This window comes from Paenibacillus liaoningensis, assembly GCF_059609455.1.
This window is the reverse complement of sequence record NZ_JCAALU010000001.1, coordinates 417,547-435,811: the sequence shown is the minus strand read 5'-3', so window position 1 is coordinate 435,811 and position 18,265 is coordinate 417,547. Positions and strand designations below refer to the sequence as shown.

Here is an 18,265-nt window from a genome sequence, read left to right as displayed (position 1 = left end):
TTCTCTGGAAGCCACCCCCATTACGATAAGCTGTGGCTGAACGAAAGTATCATTATCCCGCCGCATGGATAGGAACCGCTCACAATTTGCTTCCAGTATTTATACGGACTTACACCTCCTTGTTATGTGTGGACGCAAGAAAAATGGAATGCTCTAATTTAGGTTCCCCCAGTGCTTTATAAACCCACTCCTTAAATTTTATATGCAATAAGAGCCGCATTCTAAAAATCTTAGAAAATGCGGCTCATTCAGCAATAAAATTTATTCAAGAATCTTTTGAATTCCAAGTTTATATTTCTAAAGCACTTGTTACAGTTTTAAAGGTGATGTCTGGTAGTATTTTAAAATGAGCCTCACCGCAACGAATTTTTGCATTCTCACTAATCCGGCGTTTGGTCTCATCATGAGTGGATTTTGTTTCAGCAACAAAGTACAGTCTTGCCTCTTCTCCTTCAGGTTGAAGCACAATTGCCCAATCGGGATTATACTTTCCCAGAGGCGTGTCAATTTGAAACCACCTGGGTAGTTTCAAAAACACTTTAACGTCTGTCCGAGTATCCATTTCTTGGGCAAATTTCCGCTCAATCTCGGAATCAAACTCGATTTCCTCATAAATAGAGTTAGTTACTGGTAATATGCGGTTCGTATAACTAATCATTTCTTTCTGCTCAAATGAGCATTTCATACTCCGCATCAGCAACTCGTTCATACTTAATTCCATCTACCATCAATTTTTCCATGACTTCTTTTATTGATCTGACTGCCAAATCAAGAAACTGTTGAGGATTTGTCCATACATCCGAGAGCCTTCCTGATGATACTAGGATTTCTGTAATTGCTCCGCGAGTTAATTCAGTTTCCTTCTGAATATATCCAACCAAATCAGGTATTTGCTGAATTTTATAGGTGATTTGTGATTCATGAATTGAGAACAAGGAAGTCGTTACACCCTGATGGGTAATATCAACTCCACGTTTTTGAGTAATAATATTGGACTGGGAGATGACAGGCATCTGACTCACAGCTTCAGTCGCTGTTGCTATCAATTTAGCAATGCTATATTGTACAGAGTACCGAGTCTTATGCTTTATATGATTCCAAAGTTCCAAAAAATCCCGATTTTCTTTCCATTTACTAACCAACTCAACTTTTTTACGTTTGCTTGCTTGATCAATATATTCCTTCGGAAATTCAATACCACAGTCACTCTCTATTTCTGTCTGTAATCCACGCGCAAAATCTTCGTAACTTTCATTTGCTACCACGGTCAATCTATTGATGCTGGTATCAAATACTCTATTCCCTTCTTCGTCTACCGGCAATCGTAACCCGCGGCCAATTTCCTGGCGTTTTTTCACCATAGATTTGGTTTCATTTAGCGTACATATCTGAAATACGTTCGGATTGTCCCAGCCTTCCCGCAGAGCAGAATGACTGAATATGAAACGGAGTGGTTCATTTAACGAAAGAAGACGCTCTTTATCTTTCATAATTAATTCATAAGCATCATTGTCTGCTTTTGTGTTACCAGATGTATCCTTGGCTCTACCTTTACCATCACTGGCAAAGTACCCGTTATGAACAAGGTCGACATCAGGCAAATCTAATACACGGTACAATGGTTTAGCCGATAACTCTTTATATGCTTCCCTAAACCAAAGACGTATTTTCCCATCAGGCTCAGAGTAATTAGATACACGATCAATAAAAAAAAGTGATAAAACTTTTAGACGCTTACCTGCCGTAAAGAGTCCAGCAATACGCAGTTCTTTTTCAAAATGGGCCTTGACAGTTTCATAAATTTGAACACGCATTAAGTCATCCGTTTGCGCCCCTAATATCTGTCCTGTTCTTAGTGTCGTACCGTTTGCAAAATTAATGATGCCGCTCCCTGCATCAATGCTATCAACAATAAAATCCCGATAAGCTTCCCTATTTCCTGATATTTTAAATAAATCTTCTCCGTTTTTACTGACAGATATTTTCGTTCGGATAGGCCCTTGGGCTTGCTGCTTCTCAATAATTAATTTGGCTGTTACCTTGGACTTAGTAGCTTCAATGGACTCTACAAAGATATAGGGATGATTAAAATCTGACTGTTCCATGACAGAAGCTACTTCAATACGCTTTACCAATTTCATTTCATAAGCTTTAACAGGATTAAGTTGATATAAAAGATTATATACATTACGATGAGTTGCAGAATAACGAAGTGTACACAATGGATTCATACTTTGAATAGCAGCTTGTGCCTGTTCACTTTCCATATTTTGTGGCTCATCCATAATAACTATCGGATGTGTTGCCTGAATGAACTCAATTGGCAAATGACCTGACATGCGATCATGTTCTTTATGGATAACGTTATTATCCTTTTTGTTAAAAGAATCAATGTTTATAACCATGATTTGCAACTGATTCGCAGTAGCAAATTGACGCAAGGAGGAAATCCGCTTTGAATCGTAGACCCAATAGTCCATCGGTGTGTTTCCATATTCCTTAGTGAAATGATCATGAGTCATTTGAAGGTTTTTTAGAACGCCTTCTCGTATTGCTACACTGGGGACAACAATTATAAATTTTTTGAATCCGTATTTTGCATGTAATTCATGTATCGTCCGTAAGTAAACATATGTTTTTCCCGTTCCAGTTTCCATTTCAATAGAGAAATGAAGGCCTTTCAATTCTGGAACCTCATCAATTCGGTGCTCACGTTGGATTTGACGCACATTGGACAAAACCGTTTCTTCATTAACTTGCAAACAATTTCCTGTTCCCAATTCATTAAGTAAATCTCCTGATACTCCAGTTAAATTAATCTCAAATTCTCCGCGTTTTAATGGTTGGCCTTTAAATAAATCAACCACCGTCTGCACGGCTTCCAACTGGTGCGGCTGCTGATTGTCGAATTTAATAATCATGTATTCACCCCTATATCGTCCTAAATTCGATGCCGTTAGATTTCATCTCGAGCACCGTATTTGTTTTCAGGGGATCATTTCCATGAAAAGCAGAGTCGAGACATATTACTGATCTCGGTTTCAATTCAATAATTCCGCGGACGAGTTCAATTGTTACCACATCAGCGAGACAAATGAAAAGTTCCCCTGTCAAAATAGAATAAATTATTCCATCTTGTATATTAACTGGATGAATAGCTTCTGCAAGCTGAACACCCGATTTAAGCATAATTTCATAAAGCATGTCTAACTTGGTGCGATCAGAGCGAATGTTTTCAGCGAACCAGGCAAGTTGCTCAGCTAACATTTCAGCGTTCGTAATCTTTTCAGTTGAACCTTCCCAGATTTTAAAATTGCTTGAGGACAGTTTAAAGGCTTTAAAACCGCGATCTTTGCCTATGTTTTCTGACAAATCTAATTCGTTTTCTTCTTGCTTATTTAGTTTAGCAATCACGCGGCGTACACGCTCTTTGGTGATATCAGCAATTGTAGAATAGTCCTGTCTATCAGTAGGTTCTGGAAGCTGTACGAGAATAAATTTTCTATTCCCGTCATCCTGAGCATTCGCATCAAATACGGCATGGGCTGTTGTTCCTGAACCAGCAAAAAAATCAAGAATTATATCATTTGAACCCATACACTGATCTATGAACGTTTTTATTAATTCTTTAGGTTTAGGATAGGCAAAAATTCTTTCATCAAATAACTCAGTCACTTCTCTTGTTCCATCAGTTGTGAACCCAACATTCTTTAATATAGAAGAAAACCCTGTTGTATTACTCTGTAGATCTTTTAAAAACTTTTTTTGTCTTGGTCTTCCGGTAGGATTCTTTGGAAATAAAATTTCATTATTTTTAATCATATTATCTATAGTTTCTCTAGATTTAGACCATCCTCTCGTGGGATTAGGAGGATAAGTTATACCCGTTGACGGGTCAACAATGTCATAATGTAGATTAGGACGTTGTTCCTTAGTAGCTAATCCTGATAAGTCTATACTAGCCCAAGACCCTCTTGGATCATTATCAGGATTTTTATATTTCGAAGAATCAATGTCTCTCCCTCTTAGTATTCCATTTTGAGTTTTTTGATAGACTACAATGTACTCATGATCAGTCGATGCATTTGTAAGATTTCTATTATCAGCATTTTGTCGTCTATGCCATACGGTAGTAATTACATGATTCTCTTCACCAAAGATTTCATCAAGTAAGGCCTTCAAATTTTTAATTTCGTGATCGTCAATAGAAATACATATCACGCCATCTTCGTTAAGCAAATTTCGAGCCAAAAAGAGCCGCGGGTACATCATACTCAACCAATTCGAATGGTATCGCCCATTCGTTTCAGTGTTTGTGCCCAATTTTATGCCATTTTCATCGGTTTGACCTGAGAATCGCAAATATTCCTCAAGACCTTCGCGAAAATTATCGGGATATATAAATTCATTTCCAGTATTATACGGAGGATCAATATAAATCATTTTGATCTTGCCATAGTAGCTTTTTTGTAGCAATTTCAAAACTTCTAGGTTATCCCCTTCAATAATTGCGTTACCAGTAGTGTCAAAATTAATAGACTCTTCCGGGAGAGGAAGCAAGGTTCCAACACTGGGAATCTGCATATTTTGGATAGCCTCACTTTTACCAGTCCATGTTATTCCATAACGTTCTTTGCGAGTATCAACGAGTTCGCCAAGAGCTTCCTTGAAATGTTCAAAGTCAATCCTTCCTTCACGAAAAACTTCGGGGAACAGTTGCTTTAATTGGTTTTTACGTTCTGATACAATATCTAATGATGTCGTTTCTATTCTTTCGTTCATGCTGCGATTCACTCCGTTCTTGATCTCACTAAATTTACCTTCCCAGGGTTTTTCTGTCATCTTCATAAGAAACAGCAAGCACTAGCAATTTACGCGGTCTTATCGGTCTCGTTATACCAACGTAACAAACCTTAACTCCGTATATTTCTGTACTGTAGGAACTCCTCTTTAGACACTAATTCTATAATATCATTTTCCGAAGAATAATTGTTATCTGTTACTGCTTTATAACAGCACTTTTACTTCATTAAAAGTCTCCTGTAAATCGAGCATCGACATACAAATATCCCCTTTTAAGGACCTCTCTTAAAAAAGATTTCTCAAAACCAAGTGTCTTCTAGAAGAGTAGATGGCCACCTCTGTGTCTCCAGTGGCTGGAATGGAGCATACGCAAGCTGAACAAGGGGGCTCTCCTCCCCATACCCGTCCAACGCTTGCATATAGTCCGTCACACAATAGAATTTATCGGTCGAGAGCGTCTGAATCGAAAGGAGAGAACGACGAAAACGAATCGCCCTCACGTCTAGCGATTCCACACGCTTGACTGCCACCACGATCAAGTTTCTGATGCATTAATAGTTTACGGATGTAAATTTTTGATGTGTATATAAATTCCTTAAATTGAGGAGCAGAGATTTTGGCATACACCTTAAATTTTCAAATAGCTCCCAAAAATCACTTTTATATTCTCTATCAACTTCATCATTTAGCAGTGATAAATCATCTTCAGAAATCATACTAAACGTTTTTCCTATATCGCCCATATATTTTTCAACAACACTCTCATAAAATTGAATGTTCTCGTGCATCCAAACAGATGGGTGAATTTTATTATCAAGAGACTTTTTGATATTATAAAACTCACTCTATCAAGTCGTTTCCATGTACTGCTTTACCAATAGAGTTTCCTTACTCCAGTAGCTTTTCTTTTGATAGACTGAATCCTGATTAAACACCTTGCGCCATTTCGGGATGTGCTACGGTGTGCTGCATAAACAACAGCCCGAACTCAGAAAAGTTCGGGCATTCGGGCTTCTATAAGCAGGTAAATGTGGCTTATAAATATTCCTCCCATTACTTCCTAACCAACAACACACAGCACTCCACATGCGTAGTCCACGGAAACATATCCACCGGCTGCACCTCAACCGTCCGATACCCGCCATCCTCCAACACCCGTAAATCCCTCGCCAAAGTCGAAGGATTACAGCTCACATATACAACTCTCTCCGGCTGCATCGCCAGAATCGTCTCCAGCAGCTCAGGATCGCAGCCTTTGCGCGGCGGATCGACAACGATGACGTCGGGCACAATTCCGCCCTCCTCGCGCCAGCGCGGAATGACGACCTCGGCAGGCCCTGCCTCGAACGTCGCATTCCCGATCCCATTCAGCTCCGCATTACGCTTCGCATCCTCAATCGCCTCCGGCACGATCTCTACGCCGTACACGCGCCCCGCCTGCCGCGCCAGAAACAGCGATATCGTCCCAATCCCGCAATAAGCGTCAATGACCGACTCCGTCCCGGTCAGCGCCGCATACTCCACCGCTTTGCGGTACAAGGCCACCGTCTGCAGCGGATTCACCTGATAAAACGATCTCGCCGATATCGCGAAGCGAATACCGTCCAGCTCATCATAGATAACATCGCTGCCCCACAGCACCTTCGTCTCATCGCCAAAAATTACATTCGTGTTCCGCTCATTCACATTTTGAACGATGCTCGTCACACCTGGCAGCTCCTCACGGATGCGCTCCACCCAGCGCTCTGCCTGCGGCAGCTTGCGGCCGTTCGTCACGAGCACGACCATCATTTCGCCCGTTACAAAGCCCGTACGCGCCATCACATGACGCAGCACGCCGCGTCCGCTCTCCTCATCATAGCCAGTTACGCCTAGCTCGCGGCCAATCGCCTTCACTGCCCGCACGATTTCATCATTGCGGTCATGCTGAATCAGGCAATCATCCATATCGATGATCCTATGGCTGCCACGCGCATAAAAACCAGCAATCAGCTTACTCTCCGCACCATCACCGTCATTAGCATGACCGCCTGTCGTCATGCCAATCGGTACCTGCGCCTTATTCCGATAGCGCCAAGGCTCGTCCATCCCAATGGTCGGATGCACAATAACGGCTGCTTCCGCCGCTTTATTTTCCGCTGATCCGCCTGCCTGTGCCTTCTCCGCTTCCCCAGCCACGCTCAGCTTGCCGATCCGCACCAGATTGTCCACCACATGCTGGCGTTTCCAGTTCAGCTGGGCGTCATACTCCATATGCTGAAGCTGGCAGCCGCCGCATTGCTTGTAAATATCGCATGGCGGCTCGACGCGGTCGTCGCTCGCGACCAGCAGCTCCTGCAAGCGCGCATAGCCATACTGCTTCTTCGTCTTCATGACCTTCGCGCGCACGCGCTCACCAGGGAGTGCGCCCTGCACAAAAAGGGTATAGCCTTCAGCGCGGCCTACCCCTTCCCCGTCATGCGTCAGTCCGATAATATCGAGGACGACCTCTTCATTTTTGCTTACCGGCACATTTTCCGGCGGCTTCGACTGGGAATTGCTGCGCCCACGTCCGCCGCTACTTCTTTTATTCCTTCTGTTCATTGCTCTACCCGCTCCGCTCTATATCGCCATTAACGCAAGCAGGCCGCTTAGCGGCCAACTTTCTGCTCTTATTCTTTTTCACAAAATAACTCGCCATCATACACGAATCCCTGATCTATCCTATCCAGTTCAACGCAACCAGCACTAAACTTGCTTCACTCTTCCGCTCACATAAATCCATTATACTACCGATAGGTCGACTCGCCCATCTCATCGGCAAAAATTCGCAAATGCGAGGGCAGCACCGAGAACGTAAACGGCAGCTTGCCGCCGTACTCGCCGTCGAGATTAATCTGCACGTAGTCTGGCGTCGTGACCTTCATCTCATTCGTGCGGAAATGGATAATATGCGGATCATTCATATGCTCCCCGCGCAGCGCGAGCGACACGAGGCGGATAAACTCCGGCAAATTGCATTTTCGCAGCAAAATAACGTCAAACAATCCATCGTCGAGCTTCGAGTCTGGAGCCAGCTTCTCAAACCCGCCAACCGAGTTGCTGTTGCAGATGAGAAAAAGCATAAATTCCTCATGAAAATCGCCAACGCCTGCGGCCTGGATTTTCAGCTCCGTCGGGCTGAGGCGCGTCATTTTCTCCATGCCCTTCATATAATACGCCAGCTGCCCAATCATCGTCTTGAGCTTGCTCGGCACATCATACGTCAGCTCCGTCATCGAACCGCCACCAGCAATATTAATAAAATAACGCTCATTCGCCTTGCCGACATCAATCGGACGCGTATACTGCTGAATAATTAGATCGACCGCATATTCCCAATGCTTCGGAATGCCAAGCGCACGAGCAAAATCATTCGTCGTCCCCAGCGGCAAAATGCCCAGCGGCGGCAAATTCGGCTTTTCCGCCAGCCCATTAATAACCTCATACAGCGTACCGTCGCCGCCCGCCGCTATAATTAGATCATAGCCGCGCTCCGCGGCTTCGGCCGCAGCAAGCGTCGCATCGCCTTCGCCTATCGTGGCGTGGCAGCTCGTCTCAATGCCGCCGCGCTCCAGCCGCTGCAAAATATCTGGAAGCCTGCGCTTCATTTCTTCCCTGCCGGAAGAAGGATTATAGATCAATCTTGCTCTTTTATATGCTGACATCAGCGTGACCTCCAGCCCTTTTCCATTTTCCCATGTGTCGGCAGGCCTACCTATCGCCTTCGCGCATGCGTAATTCTTGCCTTTCTTACCCTTCGTGCCTCTCGTCTTTCGTGCCTTTCATCCTTCGTCCCTATCGTCCCGTGCGTTCCTTCCACTTTCCCCTATTATACGGCTTCCAGCCCCGCCAGCCAATCCGCCATATTCCGCACCAGCCAGCGCTCAATCGCCGGGTCAGGCAACATCGGCCTGCCGTTATAGCGATAGTCAAGTCCCGACAACCGCTCCGGTATGACCTCATTCGTGAAATAGCCGTTGCTCAAAAATAACGGCACGACGATAACCGCTTCCTCCGGTCTCGCCACAAGCATTCCTTGCAGGCGCTCAGCGGCCTGATCAGGCAGCAGCATAGCCGTTTCCGCGCGCGCGAAACCGCCTAGCTCGCGTATACGGCCAGCTAGCGCATTCAATCCCTGCTGCCAGCGCTCATGAAACACCGGCTCCTTGCTGCCGTGGCCAATTAATAGCAGCGCTTCACGGCTCGGCTCTGAGCTGAGCGGCTTCATATTTTGCAGCAGCAGCTCGGCGATTTCTCGATCATCATTAATCGGGATGCCCATATGAACATGCGCGTTCACCCGAAAAGTACCCAGATCGCCCTCAAAATCCGATATCGGCGCAAAGCCAAAAGCCTGCCCAATCTCATCGATATGCGTACTTCCTGATGAAATGAACAGCGGCAGCACATACAGCTCGGTTACGCCCTGTGCCTCCAGCGCATCAATGCCGTCCTGAATAAGCCGACCTTCTATAATTTCAAGAAAAGACGAATACACGGGCACCTCGGCCCGCTGCATCGTCTCTGTTGCCCGTTCTACTGCTTCATCTACAAGCTGCACCCACTGCGCATCGCGCGAGCCGTGGCTTATAACGAGAATGCCGGGTTTTTGCATGGCTATGTGCACCTACCGTCCTAAACGTTCTAAAGCCATTTTATACCCGTCGTTGCCATAATTCAAACAGCGCTTCACCCGCGAGATCGTAGCCGTGCTCGCCCCTGTCTCCGCTTCAATCTGATTGTACGTGCTGCCCTTGCCGAGCATGCGAGCTACTTCCAGACGCTGCGACAGCGACTGAATTTCATTGACCGTGCACAAATCATCAAAAAACACATAACATTCCTCAACGGACTTTAAAGTTAAGATGGCCTCAAACAATTGATCTACCGCTTTATCGTTCAGCTTTTTGAGCTGCATATTCTTCACTCCTCTAGTCTTTAAACCGGACTTCCAATGCTCACATTGTAGCTTTTTTACCCGTTTTTTTCAAGCATTACCGTATTCACGCTTTACAGAACAGAAGAGCTAACGTGGGGCATCTGCCGTTATTTTTCTTCAATACCCGTGACATTCGTCCAATCCTTACGTTTGCCTATGCCATAGACTAATACCAAGTGTACACCGCTTCACCGCCGCTCTGGCGAGGGAGCCCGCGCTTCAACATGACCACTCTGCACAACGCGCCTCGTCTTCCACAGGCAGAGCATTCCACCATGAGGCACGGCGATTCGACTATAAAATTTAAAAGGGTGATCAGCGTGAATTATCGCAATAATCCCGGCGGCTATCCCCAATATCCCCGCTACCCGCATGCTCAGCAGCCGCAGCATTTCCAGCATCGCAGCAGCCGCCAGGGGCAGAGCCAGCTCAGCCCCGCCGTTAACCATAACGCCAGCGTATCCGGCCTACTGAATGAAAATGCGATCCCAGAGTTTCAGCCTCCGCTTCAATCGGTTCAAGCTGTACAGCCAGAGTCCCAAACCGTCGTTCCAGCTACAGCAGCCGAGCTTGCTGAAACCGTAGCCCCTGCCAAAGGCGGCGGATTCTCGCTCGCTAATTTGGGAGAGATCAAAGGCTTTGTCGACCGCATAGGCGGCATTGACGGCATTTTGACCACGGTGACGAAGGTTCAGAAGGTGATGAGCAGCGTATCCCAGATGGCTCCGCTCGTGAAGGTGATTATGGGCTCCTTTGGGAAAAAAGGGGCAGAGGACGACGCCACCGATGATGTGGAAGAGTTCGTCCCTAAGCGCAAGCGCCGCAAGTCCGGCAGCGGCTCAGGCTCAAGTCCCGCCGCCCGTAGACGCAGAAGAAAACGCCGGCGCTAAGCCCTCGGCAGCAGAGAGTAGCGCAGCGAACTCAGCCTGAGTCCGCAACAAAGCGCAGAAGCCGGAGAGCGTTACTTCCCGCCGCCAGCGCGAGCAGCGTTGGGCGGCGTCTCTCCTCTGTCGCCATGCGAAGCGAACAGCCCAGCATGGCGCGCCCCTCCTGCCAGCAGCAAGCGCTGCTGGCAGAAGCTTTATTTTTCACCGTCCAGCCCTCCCCGCCCAACAAAAAAGCCCGCATCCATTAACGGACCGGGCTTCTAAACGCTATGCAAGCTTAAATGAACAACAAATCCATTGCCCAGTAAACGGCCATTGCCATCAGGACAGTGATCGGAATCGTAATGACCCACGCGACCAAAATACGGCCCGCCATCGACCATTTCACGCTGGAGAAACGCTTCGCGCTGCCTACACCGAGAATCGAGGACGTAATAACATGTGTTGTACTTACTGGCAAATGCAGCACCGTAGCCGTCAAAATAACGACAGCCGAGCCTACATCGGCAGCAAAACCATTGATAGGTTCGATTTTGAAAATCTTCGTCCCCATCGTTTTAATGATTTTGTAGCCGCCGACGGACGTGCCAAGCGCCATCGCCAGAGCAGCGGACAGCTTAACCCACAGCGGAACGTCCAAACTATCTTGAACACCCGCCGCAACGAGCGCGAACGTGATAATTCCCATCGCCTTCTGCGCATCATTCGTACCATGCGAGAACGATTGGAAGGCTGCCGTTACGATTTGGCTGAAACGGAACCCCTTGTTCACCTGATGCGGGCTCGATTTGGCGAAAATCCGCTTGAGCAGCCACATAATGATGAAACCAGCCGAGAAAGCAATCAGCGGCGATAAAATGAGAGCTTTAACAATATCTGTAAAACCAGAAGCATTAATCGTGCCAATGCCTGAACCTGCAATAACCGCACCAGCCAGCGAGCCGATGAGCGCATGGGATGAGGAGGACGGAATACCGAACCACCACGTAACCAGGTTCCAGATAATAGCCGATATGAGCGCAGCGATAACGACTTCGACACCATTCGGCAAATCAGCCGGATTCGCAACGCCGCTTCCGATCGTTTTGGCTACCCCGGTAAACATAATTGCACCGAGGAAGTTCATCACCGCAGCCATCAAAATCGCTACACGAGGCTTGAGCGCACGGGTCGATACCGACGTCGCAATCGCATTTGCGGTATCATGGAAGCCGTTAATAAAATCAAAACCGAGTGCCAGAATGACAACCGTCCATAAAATATATGAATCCATTAGAGTTGACTCCCACTTTCCGCGTTAGCTATTGCGCATAATAATCGATTCCAGCGTATTGGCAACATCCTCGCAATAGTCGGTCGTTTGCTCCAGCATTTCATAAATTTCCTTGCGTTTCATCAGCTCAATCGGATCGCTTACGTTCGCGAACAAGCTTGTAATACATACGCGAAGCAGATCATCGGCTTGATTTTCCAGCTCGTTCAGCGCAATGTTCGGCTCACGAATAGCCAGCAGCTTCTTCTGCGTCAGCAAATAAATAGCTTTCTTGATCTGATGCGCGCAGCGCAGCAAAATGTCGCCAAACAGCTGGATGTACTCATCCTTCTCCTTGATGTTGTACATTTCGAAACGCGAAGCGCAAGCCTCGATTCCATCAAGCACATCGTCAAGCGAGGTCGTCAGCGCCATAATATCTTCTCGTTCAATCGGAGTGATGAACGTTTTGTTCAATTCCTTCAAAATCGTGTGCACATACTTGTCGCACTGGCTTTCGTATTCCTTCATCGTCTTGGCGAAAGCAGAGACATCGGACAAATCCGACAATCCGTTTGAGAAATACTCAACAGCGACAACGAGCGCATCGGCCATTTCTTCAAACGTTTTAAAGAAAATATCTTTTTTCTTGAACATCGTAATCCCCTTTACCGGCTGGATGTTTTGTTTGAGCATTTTGTCGACCATTGGTGACCTTTGGTGGATAAGCCCAGAATATCTTAACACAGTTTACTTTAAAATTGTTAACGGAATATTAACGTTCATGAAAAAAAATTTCTTTTTTTCACTCTATGCAGTCATAACGTTCATTTCCTCCGCTTCCAAAACAAAGGCGCCGCCTCGTAAAGAGACAGCGCCTAAGCTTATATTGCCACGGGCACAGAAGCACTCTTCACCTGCTAAAAGTGTTTCCGAACCGTGCTTTTTTTACCCATACATCACATGATCAGCAATCGATTTTGTATTTGGGACAATGTGGAAAAAGGTTTTGCCCGGCACAAGAGCAAGCTCCTTGCCATCCTTCACGATCCGGATCATATTGTCCGGCGCCCGTACCCACGATGCCTCCGTCATGCGCCCCTGCTGGAACAGCATCGCATCGCCGCCCGATTGCAAATCAACCGCGAGCCTGCCTTCATTATCCAGCGTCTTGTGGCTTGCTGCCAGTACGACCAGATTCGAAGCCGCAAGCTGCTCATTATTGTTAAGGTCAATATGCGCTTCATCGTTGATGGAACGTTTATATAGCTTGCTCGCCTCATCGTAGGCGTAAGAAACCTTATAATCCTTCAGCGTAAAATGGATCGTTACCGCCGTCGCAGGAGTCGTTGCCTCCGCTGCGCCGTTCTCTGCAAACACGTAGGCAGGCACTGCTGTATCCTGCTTGTAATTTTTCTTCTCCGCGCCGGAACGCAGCTTCTCTAAATCCGAATATAGATTATGCGGCGCCTTGCGCTCCTTGCTGCGCCAGAAATAAGCGCCCGCGTTCGAAATTTCATCCAAATACGGCTTCTTCTGCTGCTGCAAAATCGCATAAGCGTCATTGCTGCCGCCTGCATGGGCAAGAACAGCGCCGTAGCTTTCGCCAATATTAATCAAATAAGGGCGGATGCTGCGAATCGGACCTATTGAATCGGTTACCGCATCCGTGCTTTGGAACAGCGCAACGAGCCTCGTAATGCCGCCTTCCGCCAGCACCTCCCACACCACATCGGCATTCGACAATCCCGATTGCGGGCGAGCCGGCTTCAAGTTGTTGATCATGACAGCAATTGGCCGCTCCAATGCTTCTGTCTGCCGACCAACTCCCGTTAATGGCGCTTGATACGGCAGTGCCCCCGGTGAGACGCTAGGGCTTGGCAAAGCGCTTGGCTCTGGCGAAGTGGATGGAACCGCTTCCCCTTTACTGCCTCCCGCACAAGCTGCAAGCAGTACAAGCAGCAGCAGAATGCTGGACGATAAACCGATTCTTTTTCCCAATTTCATAAATGATACCCGCCTTTATCCGAATGATCCAAGGTGAAACGGCTGTTGCCAATTGGGGCGCGGCGCGTTTCAATCCGAGAAATATAAGCATTTATAAGTTGAAACTTATAAATGCTTATATTTTTATAATTTCAAATCTATCCTCTAGCGTGATAGATAACATGACAATTTACGCAGCAAAAAGCTCGCAAAAGCAGCTTAGCTGCCTTTTCTACCTTTCTACTATACCACAGGATGATAGAAGGAGTAACAAATTAAGCAAAAACAGGACCTGCTCACGCGTTAGTCCCACGTGACAGGTCCTGCCATAAAGCCGGATGCCGCTGTAAGCGGCACTACCTTTTTTTCCAATTTAAATGCTCCAGTGATGCCATTCCTGCTGCTTCTTATCCAGCCCCTCCAGCCATTCCGAGCTGATGCGAATCGCTTCCTCCTGATGCTGGCGGTTGGAGTACGTATGCGACGCCTGAAAAATAATTTCCTTGTCGCATAGCCCCTCGCTGCGGGTCCAGAACACCTTCTGATAGAGGAAGCTGTAATCGACGGGAATGAGTTCATCGCTCGTGCCATGGACGAGCAGGACATCGCCGGAGAAGCGCGTTGCTGCCTGGAACGGCTGATGCTCAAGCAGAGAGTCGAAGAAGACGGGCTTCAGCGTAAAGCCGGAATAATCAACAAAGCCGGATTCAACCGCTTCATCATAGCCCTTTCTGCCGACAATTCGGACAATATCATTGAAGGGATAAGCAACTGGCGACCATAGAAGGAGGCGCTTGACCCGTCTATCCTTGACGGCTGTCATAATGGAGACGGCTCCGCCTAGGCTATGTCCAAGCAATACAATCCGGCGCGGGTCGACGCATTCCATGCTCGTGATGTAGTCAAGCGCTGTGCGCGTCTGATCGACCATGCTGTCGAAGCCAAGCGAGCCGTAATCGCCATTGCTCTCGCCGCAGCCGCCATAATCGAAGCGCAGCACATACGAGCCTTGGGCTGCAAGGGCGCGGGCTGCTTTGACAAACAAGCGGTCCACACCGATGCGGCTTCCAACAAAGCCATGGCAAATAATGATCGCCTGCCGTTTGCAGTCGTCGTTCTTCTTCTCATCCGTCGGATAATGCAGCGTAGCTGCCAGCTCCAATCCTTCATGGCGCAATACCAGATGCTTCTCCATGTCCAAAACCTCCTGCCGTTTCCATACAGCGTCTTAATTATGTTAATTCCTACCCGAATACTTTGAATTTGTTAAAGTCATAATAGCACCCGCAGATGCTGCTGTCAATCCGTTATTTTATACTAGATCGCAAGCTTCAACCGGCATCCAGTGCTCATCCTGTCCATCCCATTTGACGTTGCAGCCAATCGGATTGGTGTACGGCACCGACACCTCCTTGCCCAGCGTATGCTCGGTAAGCGCACGCTCCAAATCATAAACCGTCACTTTGCTCGAATCCTTAGGCTGGTCAACTCCCCGGCCCGTATAAACCAGCTTGCGCTCTTTATCAAAAACATAAAAATGCGGCGTACGCAGCGCCCCATAAGCTTTGGCTACCTCTTGCGTATCATCGCGCAAATACGTCCAAGGAAACTCCAGCTCTTTCATTCGCTCCACCATATGCTCGAAGGAATCATGCGGCTTCGTAGCAATGCTGTTCGCATTAATGCCGACGAAAGCAACGCCCTTCTCCTTGAACTTGATGGCCGTCTTGCGCGTGAGCTCGTCCGATCCAACGACATAAGGACAATGATTACAGGTGAAAAATACGACCAGCGTGTCCGCATCGGCAAAATTCTGCAGCGAATAGCTTTTGCCATCCGTCGCCGGAAGCGTAAAATCTGGTGCTTGCTGACCAATCTGAACAGTGAAAGACATATAAATCCCTCCCAGTATGAAATGACCATCCCCTATATTGTACCACAATTAGGCAAAGCTTTTTCTGATGGTCTAACTGTGCTTCGGACATATTAATGAAAAGCAGCAAGTTATTATTCAATTAGGCAGCTTTCGAGGCCGCCAAAAAAAAAGGAGTGGAGCTTATATGCCTGCATGGATCGTATGGCTAACTGAACACTGGCTTTCCGTTATGCTAACGTTTGGTGTCGTCGTTGCTATCGTCTGGGTATTGTTCAACCGCAATCTGCTGTTTAACAAAAATTAGCCGCCCTTCCGGGCGGCTGATAAATTCTGGTTATGTTGCTGGTTTGTCCTGATGGCTGATCGGCAGCTTGATCGTGATTACCGTTCCAGCACCACGCTCGCTGTCTATTTTCATCTCGCCAGCATGCAGCTCGGTAATTTCCTTGCAGATCGCGAGCCCAAGCCCGCTTCCGCCCTGCCCCGTATTCGCCTTATAAAACTTCTCCGTCACATGAGGAATGTCCTCGGCTTCGATGCCGCAGCCGGTATCGGCAACTGTCAGCAGCGCAAAGTTCTCGTCAGGAGTAATGGAGATCGACACGCGAATGGTGCCTCCTGCTGGCGTGAATTTGAACGCATTGTCAATCAAATTAATGATAACCTGCTTCAAGCGATTCGCATCCGCATACACCATCACTGGCGATTTGCCTAGCGTGACGAGCAGCTTCACGCTCGTCTGATCCTGCCGGACACCAAGCTGGGCCGCCGTCTCCTTCACTGGGCTGTTGAGATCCAGCAGCTCGGCATGAAGCTCCATGCTTCCTGCCGACAGCTTGGAGAAATCGAGCAAATCCTCCACAAGCCCCGACAAGCGCAGCGTTTCATGGCTAATTATTTGCAGCCCCAGCTTCATTTCCTCATTGTCGGCCGGATCGCCTTCCTTCAGCGTCTCGCTCCAGCCTCTAATCGACGTAAGCGGCGTTCGCAGCTCGTGGGAAATGGAGGAGATAAAATCATTTTTGAGCTTCTCGCGGTGATTCAGCTCCACGACCATCGAATTGAACGTTTCCGCCAGCTGTCCAATTTCATCATTGCTTCGCTTTGTCGCACGCCTCGTCCAGTCACCATCGGCCATATATCTTGCCGCACGTGTCAGCTCGCGAATAGGCCGTACAATACGCTGCGCCAGCCACAGGCTTAAGCCCAGAAACAGCAAAATAACTGCCAGCCCCACGAATGCCGTCATGCGCAGCAGCTGGCTTACCATATCGTCCACAGCGCTGATGGAGGCCGAATAACGCAGCAGGGATACAACATGCGTATCGTTCCAGACCGGTATCGTAATCGACGTGACCCGTTCCTTGTAATAAGGATCATTGCCCTGCCAAATATCCGTATTCCCGTTCATCGCTGCCTGCACGTCCAGCGTGCTGTAATGAATATCTTCCACCAGCCCGTCGGAGTCCATGCGTACGTTGCCATACACATCAAGCAGCTGAAGCCGGGTATCGCCCTCCACCATATATTGCAGCATGTAATCGGCTTGATCATGCATTTTCAGCGAAGCCATCGTCCGGTTATGCGTGGCAAGGGCGGATACAGCCCGCTGCTTAACCGAGCTTTGTGCGCTGCCATAATAATAGTTGGTAATCAGTGTAGCAAAAAGTCCGCCGAGCACGACGACAACGAGCGCAATCAGCAGCAAATAGCTCCACACGATTCTCGTCTTGAGACTGTTCATCCGCTGCTGCCCCTTCTCCAGCGGTAGCCGAAGCCCCATACCGTTTCGATGAATGCAGGCTCAGAGGAATTGTCTTCAATTTTTTGGCGCACCCGCCTAATGTTTACGTCAACGACCTTAAGGTCGCCCACATAATAACGGCCCCAAACCTCGCTCAAAATATCATCGCGGCTGACGCTTTTGCCTTCCCGCTCCATTAATAGCCGCACCAGCGTCCATTCGGTCGGGGTCAAAATAATTTCCTCATCGTTTTTCCATAGCTTGCGCGCAGATACCGACAGGCGGAATGGCCCAATGGTCAGCTCATCATCCATTACCTCCTGCACGGGAGCAGCAGCCGCCAGCTCTTGGCTAACCACCGCCTGAAGCAGTGCAGCACTCGGCTGCATTCTGCGGTAGAGCGACTTGATGCGGGCAATCAGCTCGCCTGGGCTGAATGGCTTCTGCACATAATCGTCGGCGCCAAGCTCCAGCCCGTGAATTTTATCCTCTTCCTGCGACTTCGCGGTCAGCATAATAATGCCCATGCTGGGGAATTTGCTGCGCAGCTGCTCGCATACTTCGAAGCCGCTAATAGTCGGCAGCATCACATCAAGCAGCGCAATATCAAATGGTCCCTCCGAATCAGCCAAAGCGAGCGCCGTTTCACCGTCGCCTGCTTCCGTCACTTCCATCTCATTGCGTTTTAGATTAATGCGGACAAAGCCGCGAATCGCTTCTTCATCTTCCAGCAGCAAAATACGCATAGGTCCACCCA

At 47.8% G+C, this 18,265-nt stretch carries 16 protein-coding genes; 1 reads left to right on the top strand and 15 read right to left on the bottom strand.

The features are described 5' to 3' along the window. Window positions 1-289 precede the first annotated feature (289 nt). The 7 genes from AC6B99_RS01795 to AC6B99_RS01765 form a co-directional block, all read right to left on the bottom strand. A complete protein-coding gene (locus AC6B99_RS01795; protein WP_496662602.1) occupies window positions 290-709 on the bottom strand; it encodes a restriction endonuclease in 420 nt (139 codons plus the stop codon). Further along, window positions 669-2,921, bottom strand: coding sequence for a DEAD/DEAH box helicase family protein (locus tag AC6B99_RS01790; RefSeq protein WP_496662601.1), 2,253 nt, complete (start codon window positions 2,919-2,921; stop codon window positions 669-671). The genes AC6B99_RS01795 and AC6B99_RS01790 overlap by 41 nt, the downstream gene beginning before the upstream one ends. A 10-nt stretch (window positions 2,922-2,931) precedes the next feature. Next, window positions 2,932-4,782, bottom strand: a complete 1,851-nt coding sequence (locus AC6B99_RS01785; RefSeq protein ID WP_496662600.1) for a site-specific DNA-methyltransferase — start codon at window positions 4,780-4,782, stop codon at window positions 2,932-2,934. Between the two features lie 1,074 nt (window positions 4,783-5,856). After that, window positions 5,857-7,386, bottom strand: a complete 1,530-nt coding sequence (gene rlmD / locus AC6B99_RS01780; RefSeq protein WP_496662599.1) for a 23S rRNA (uracil(1939)-C(5))-methyltransferase RlmD — start codon at window positions 7,384-7,386, stop codon at window positions 5,857-5,859. Window positions 7,387-7,571: 185 nt separating this feature from the next. Then, entirely contained in the window at window positions 7,572-8,489 is a 918-nt protein-coding gene (locus AC6B99_RS01775; RefSeq protein WP_099517062.1) for a diacylglycerol kinase, read from the bottom strand. Window positions 8,490-8,653: 164 nt separating this feature from the next. Then, window positions 8,654-9,439: a sirohydrochlorin chelatase gene (locus AC6B99_RS01770; RefSeq protein ID WP_496662598.1), complete on the bottom strand. Its 786-nt coding sequence runs from the start codon at window positions 9,437-9,439 to the stop codon at window positions 8,654-8,656. 12 nt (window positions 9,440-9,451) lie between these two features. Then, entirely contained in the window at window positions 9,452-9,742 is a 291-nt protein-coding gene (locus AC6B99_RS01765) for a YerC/YecD family TrpR-related protein (RefSeq protein ID WP_046231556.1), read from the bottom strand. 341 nt (window positions 9,743-10,083) lie between these two features. On the opposite strand from AC6B99_RS01765, the gene AC6B99_RS01760 reads away from it, so the two are divergent. Then, window positions 10,084-10,653, top strand: a complete 570-nt coding sequence (locus AC6B99_RS01760) for a tyrosine protein kinase (protein WP_496662597.1) — start codon at window positions 10,084-10,086, stop codon at window positions 10,651-10,653. A 31-nt stretch (window positions 10,654-10,684) separates the two neighbouring features. Here AC6B99_RS01760 and AC6B99_RS01755 read toward each other — a convergent pair whose 3' ends face one another. The 8 genes from AC6B99_RS01755 to AC6B99_RS01720 all read right to left on the bottom strand — a co-directional run bounded on the left by AC6B99_RS01755 (window position 10,685) and on the right by AC6B99_RS01720 (window position 18,254). After that, window positions 10,685-10,855 (bottom strand): hypothetical protein, encoded by a 171-nt coding sequence (locus AC6B99_RS01755; RefSeq protein WP_496662596.1) that lies wholly within the window; start codon window positions 10,853-10,855, stop codon window positions 10,685-10,687. Window positions 10,856-10,927: 72 nt separating this feature from the next. Further along, the gene (locus tag AC6B99_RS01750) at window positions 10,928-11,923 is read right to left on the bottom strand and encodes an inorganic phosphate transporter (protein ID WP_056030567.1); all 996 of its coding nucleotides are present in this window, start codon (window positions 11,921-11,923) and stop codon (window positions 10,928-10,930) included. Window positions 11,924-11,947: 24 nt separating this feature from the next. After that, window positions 11,948-12,559, bottom strand: a complete 612-nt coding sequence (locus AC6B99_RS01745) for a DUF47 domain-containing protein (protein ID WP_056032854.1) — start codon at window positions 12,557-12,559, stop codon at window positions 11,948-11,950. Window positions 12,560-12,850: 291 nt separating this feature from the next. Next, window positions 12,851-13,909 (bottom strand): DUF3048 domain-containing protein, encoded by a 1,059-nt coding sequence (locus tag AC6B99_RS01740; RefSeq protein WP_496662595.1) that lies wholly within the window; start codon window positions 13,907-13,909, stop codon window positions 12,851-12,853. A gap of 352 nt (window positions 13,910-14,261) precedes the next feature. Then, entirely contained in the window at window positions 14,262-15,083 is an 822-nt protein-coding gene (locus AC6B99_RS01735) for an alpha/beta hydrolase (protein ID WP_056030572.1), read from the bottom strand. Window positions 15,084-15,200: 117 nt separating this feature from the next. Next, entirely contained in the window at window positions 15,201-15,782 is a 582-nt protein-coding gene (locus tag AC6B99_RS01730; RefSeq protein ID WP_056030576.1) for a thioredoxin family protein, read from the bottom strand. Between the two features lie 316 nt (window positions 15,783-16,098). After that, the gene (locus AC6B99_RS01725) at window positions 16,099-17,508 is read right to left on the bottom strand and encodes a sensor histidine kinase (RefSeq protein ID WP_496662594.1); all 1,410 of its coding nucleotides are present in this window, start codon (window positions 17,506-17,508) and stop codon (window positions 16,099-16,101) included. Beyond that, a complete protein-coding gene (locus AC6B99_RS01720) occupies window positions 17,505-18,254 on the bottom strand; it encodes a response regulator (RefSeq protein ID WP_494859701.1) in 750 nt (249 codons plus the stop codon). Before AC6B99_RS01720 ends, AC6B99_RS01725 begins: the two co-directional genes overlap by 4 nt. Between the last annotated feature and the right edge of the window lie 11 nt (window positions 18,255-18,265).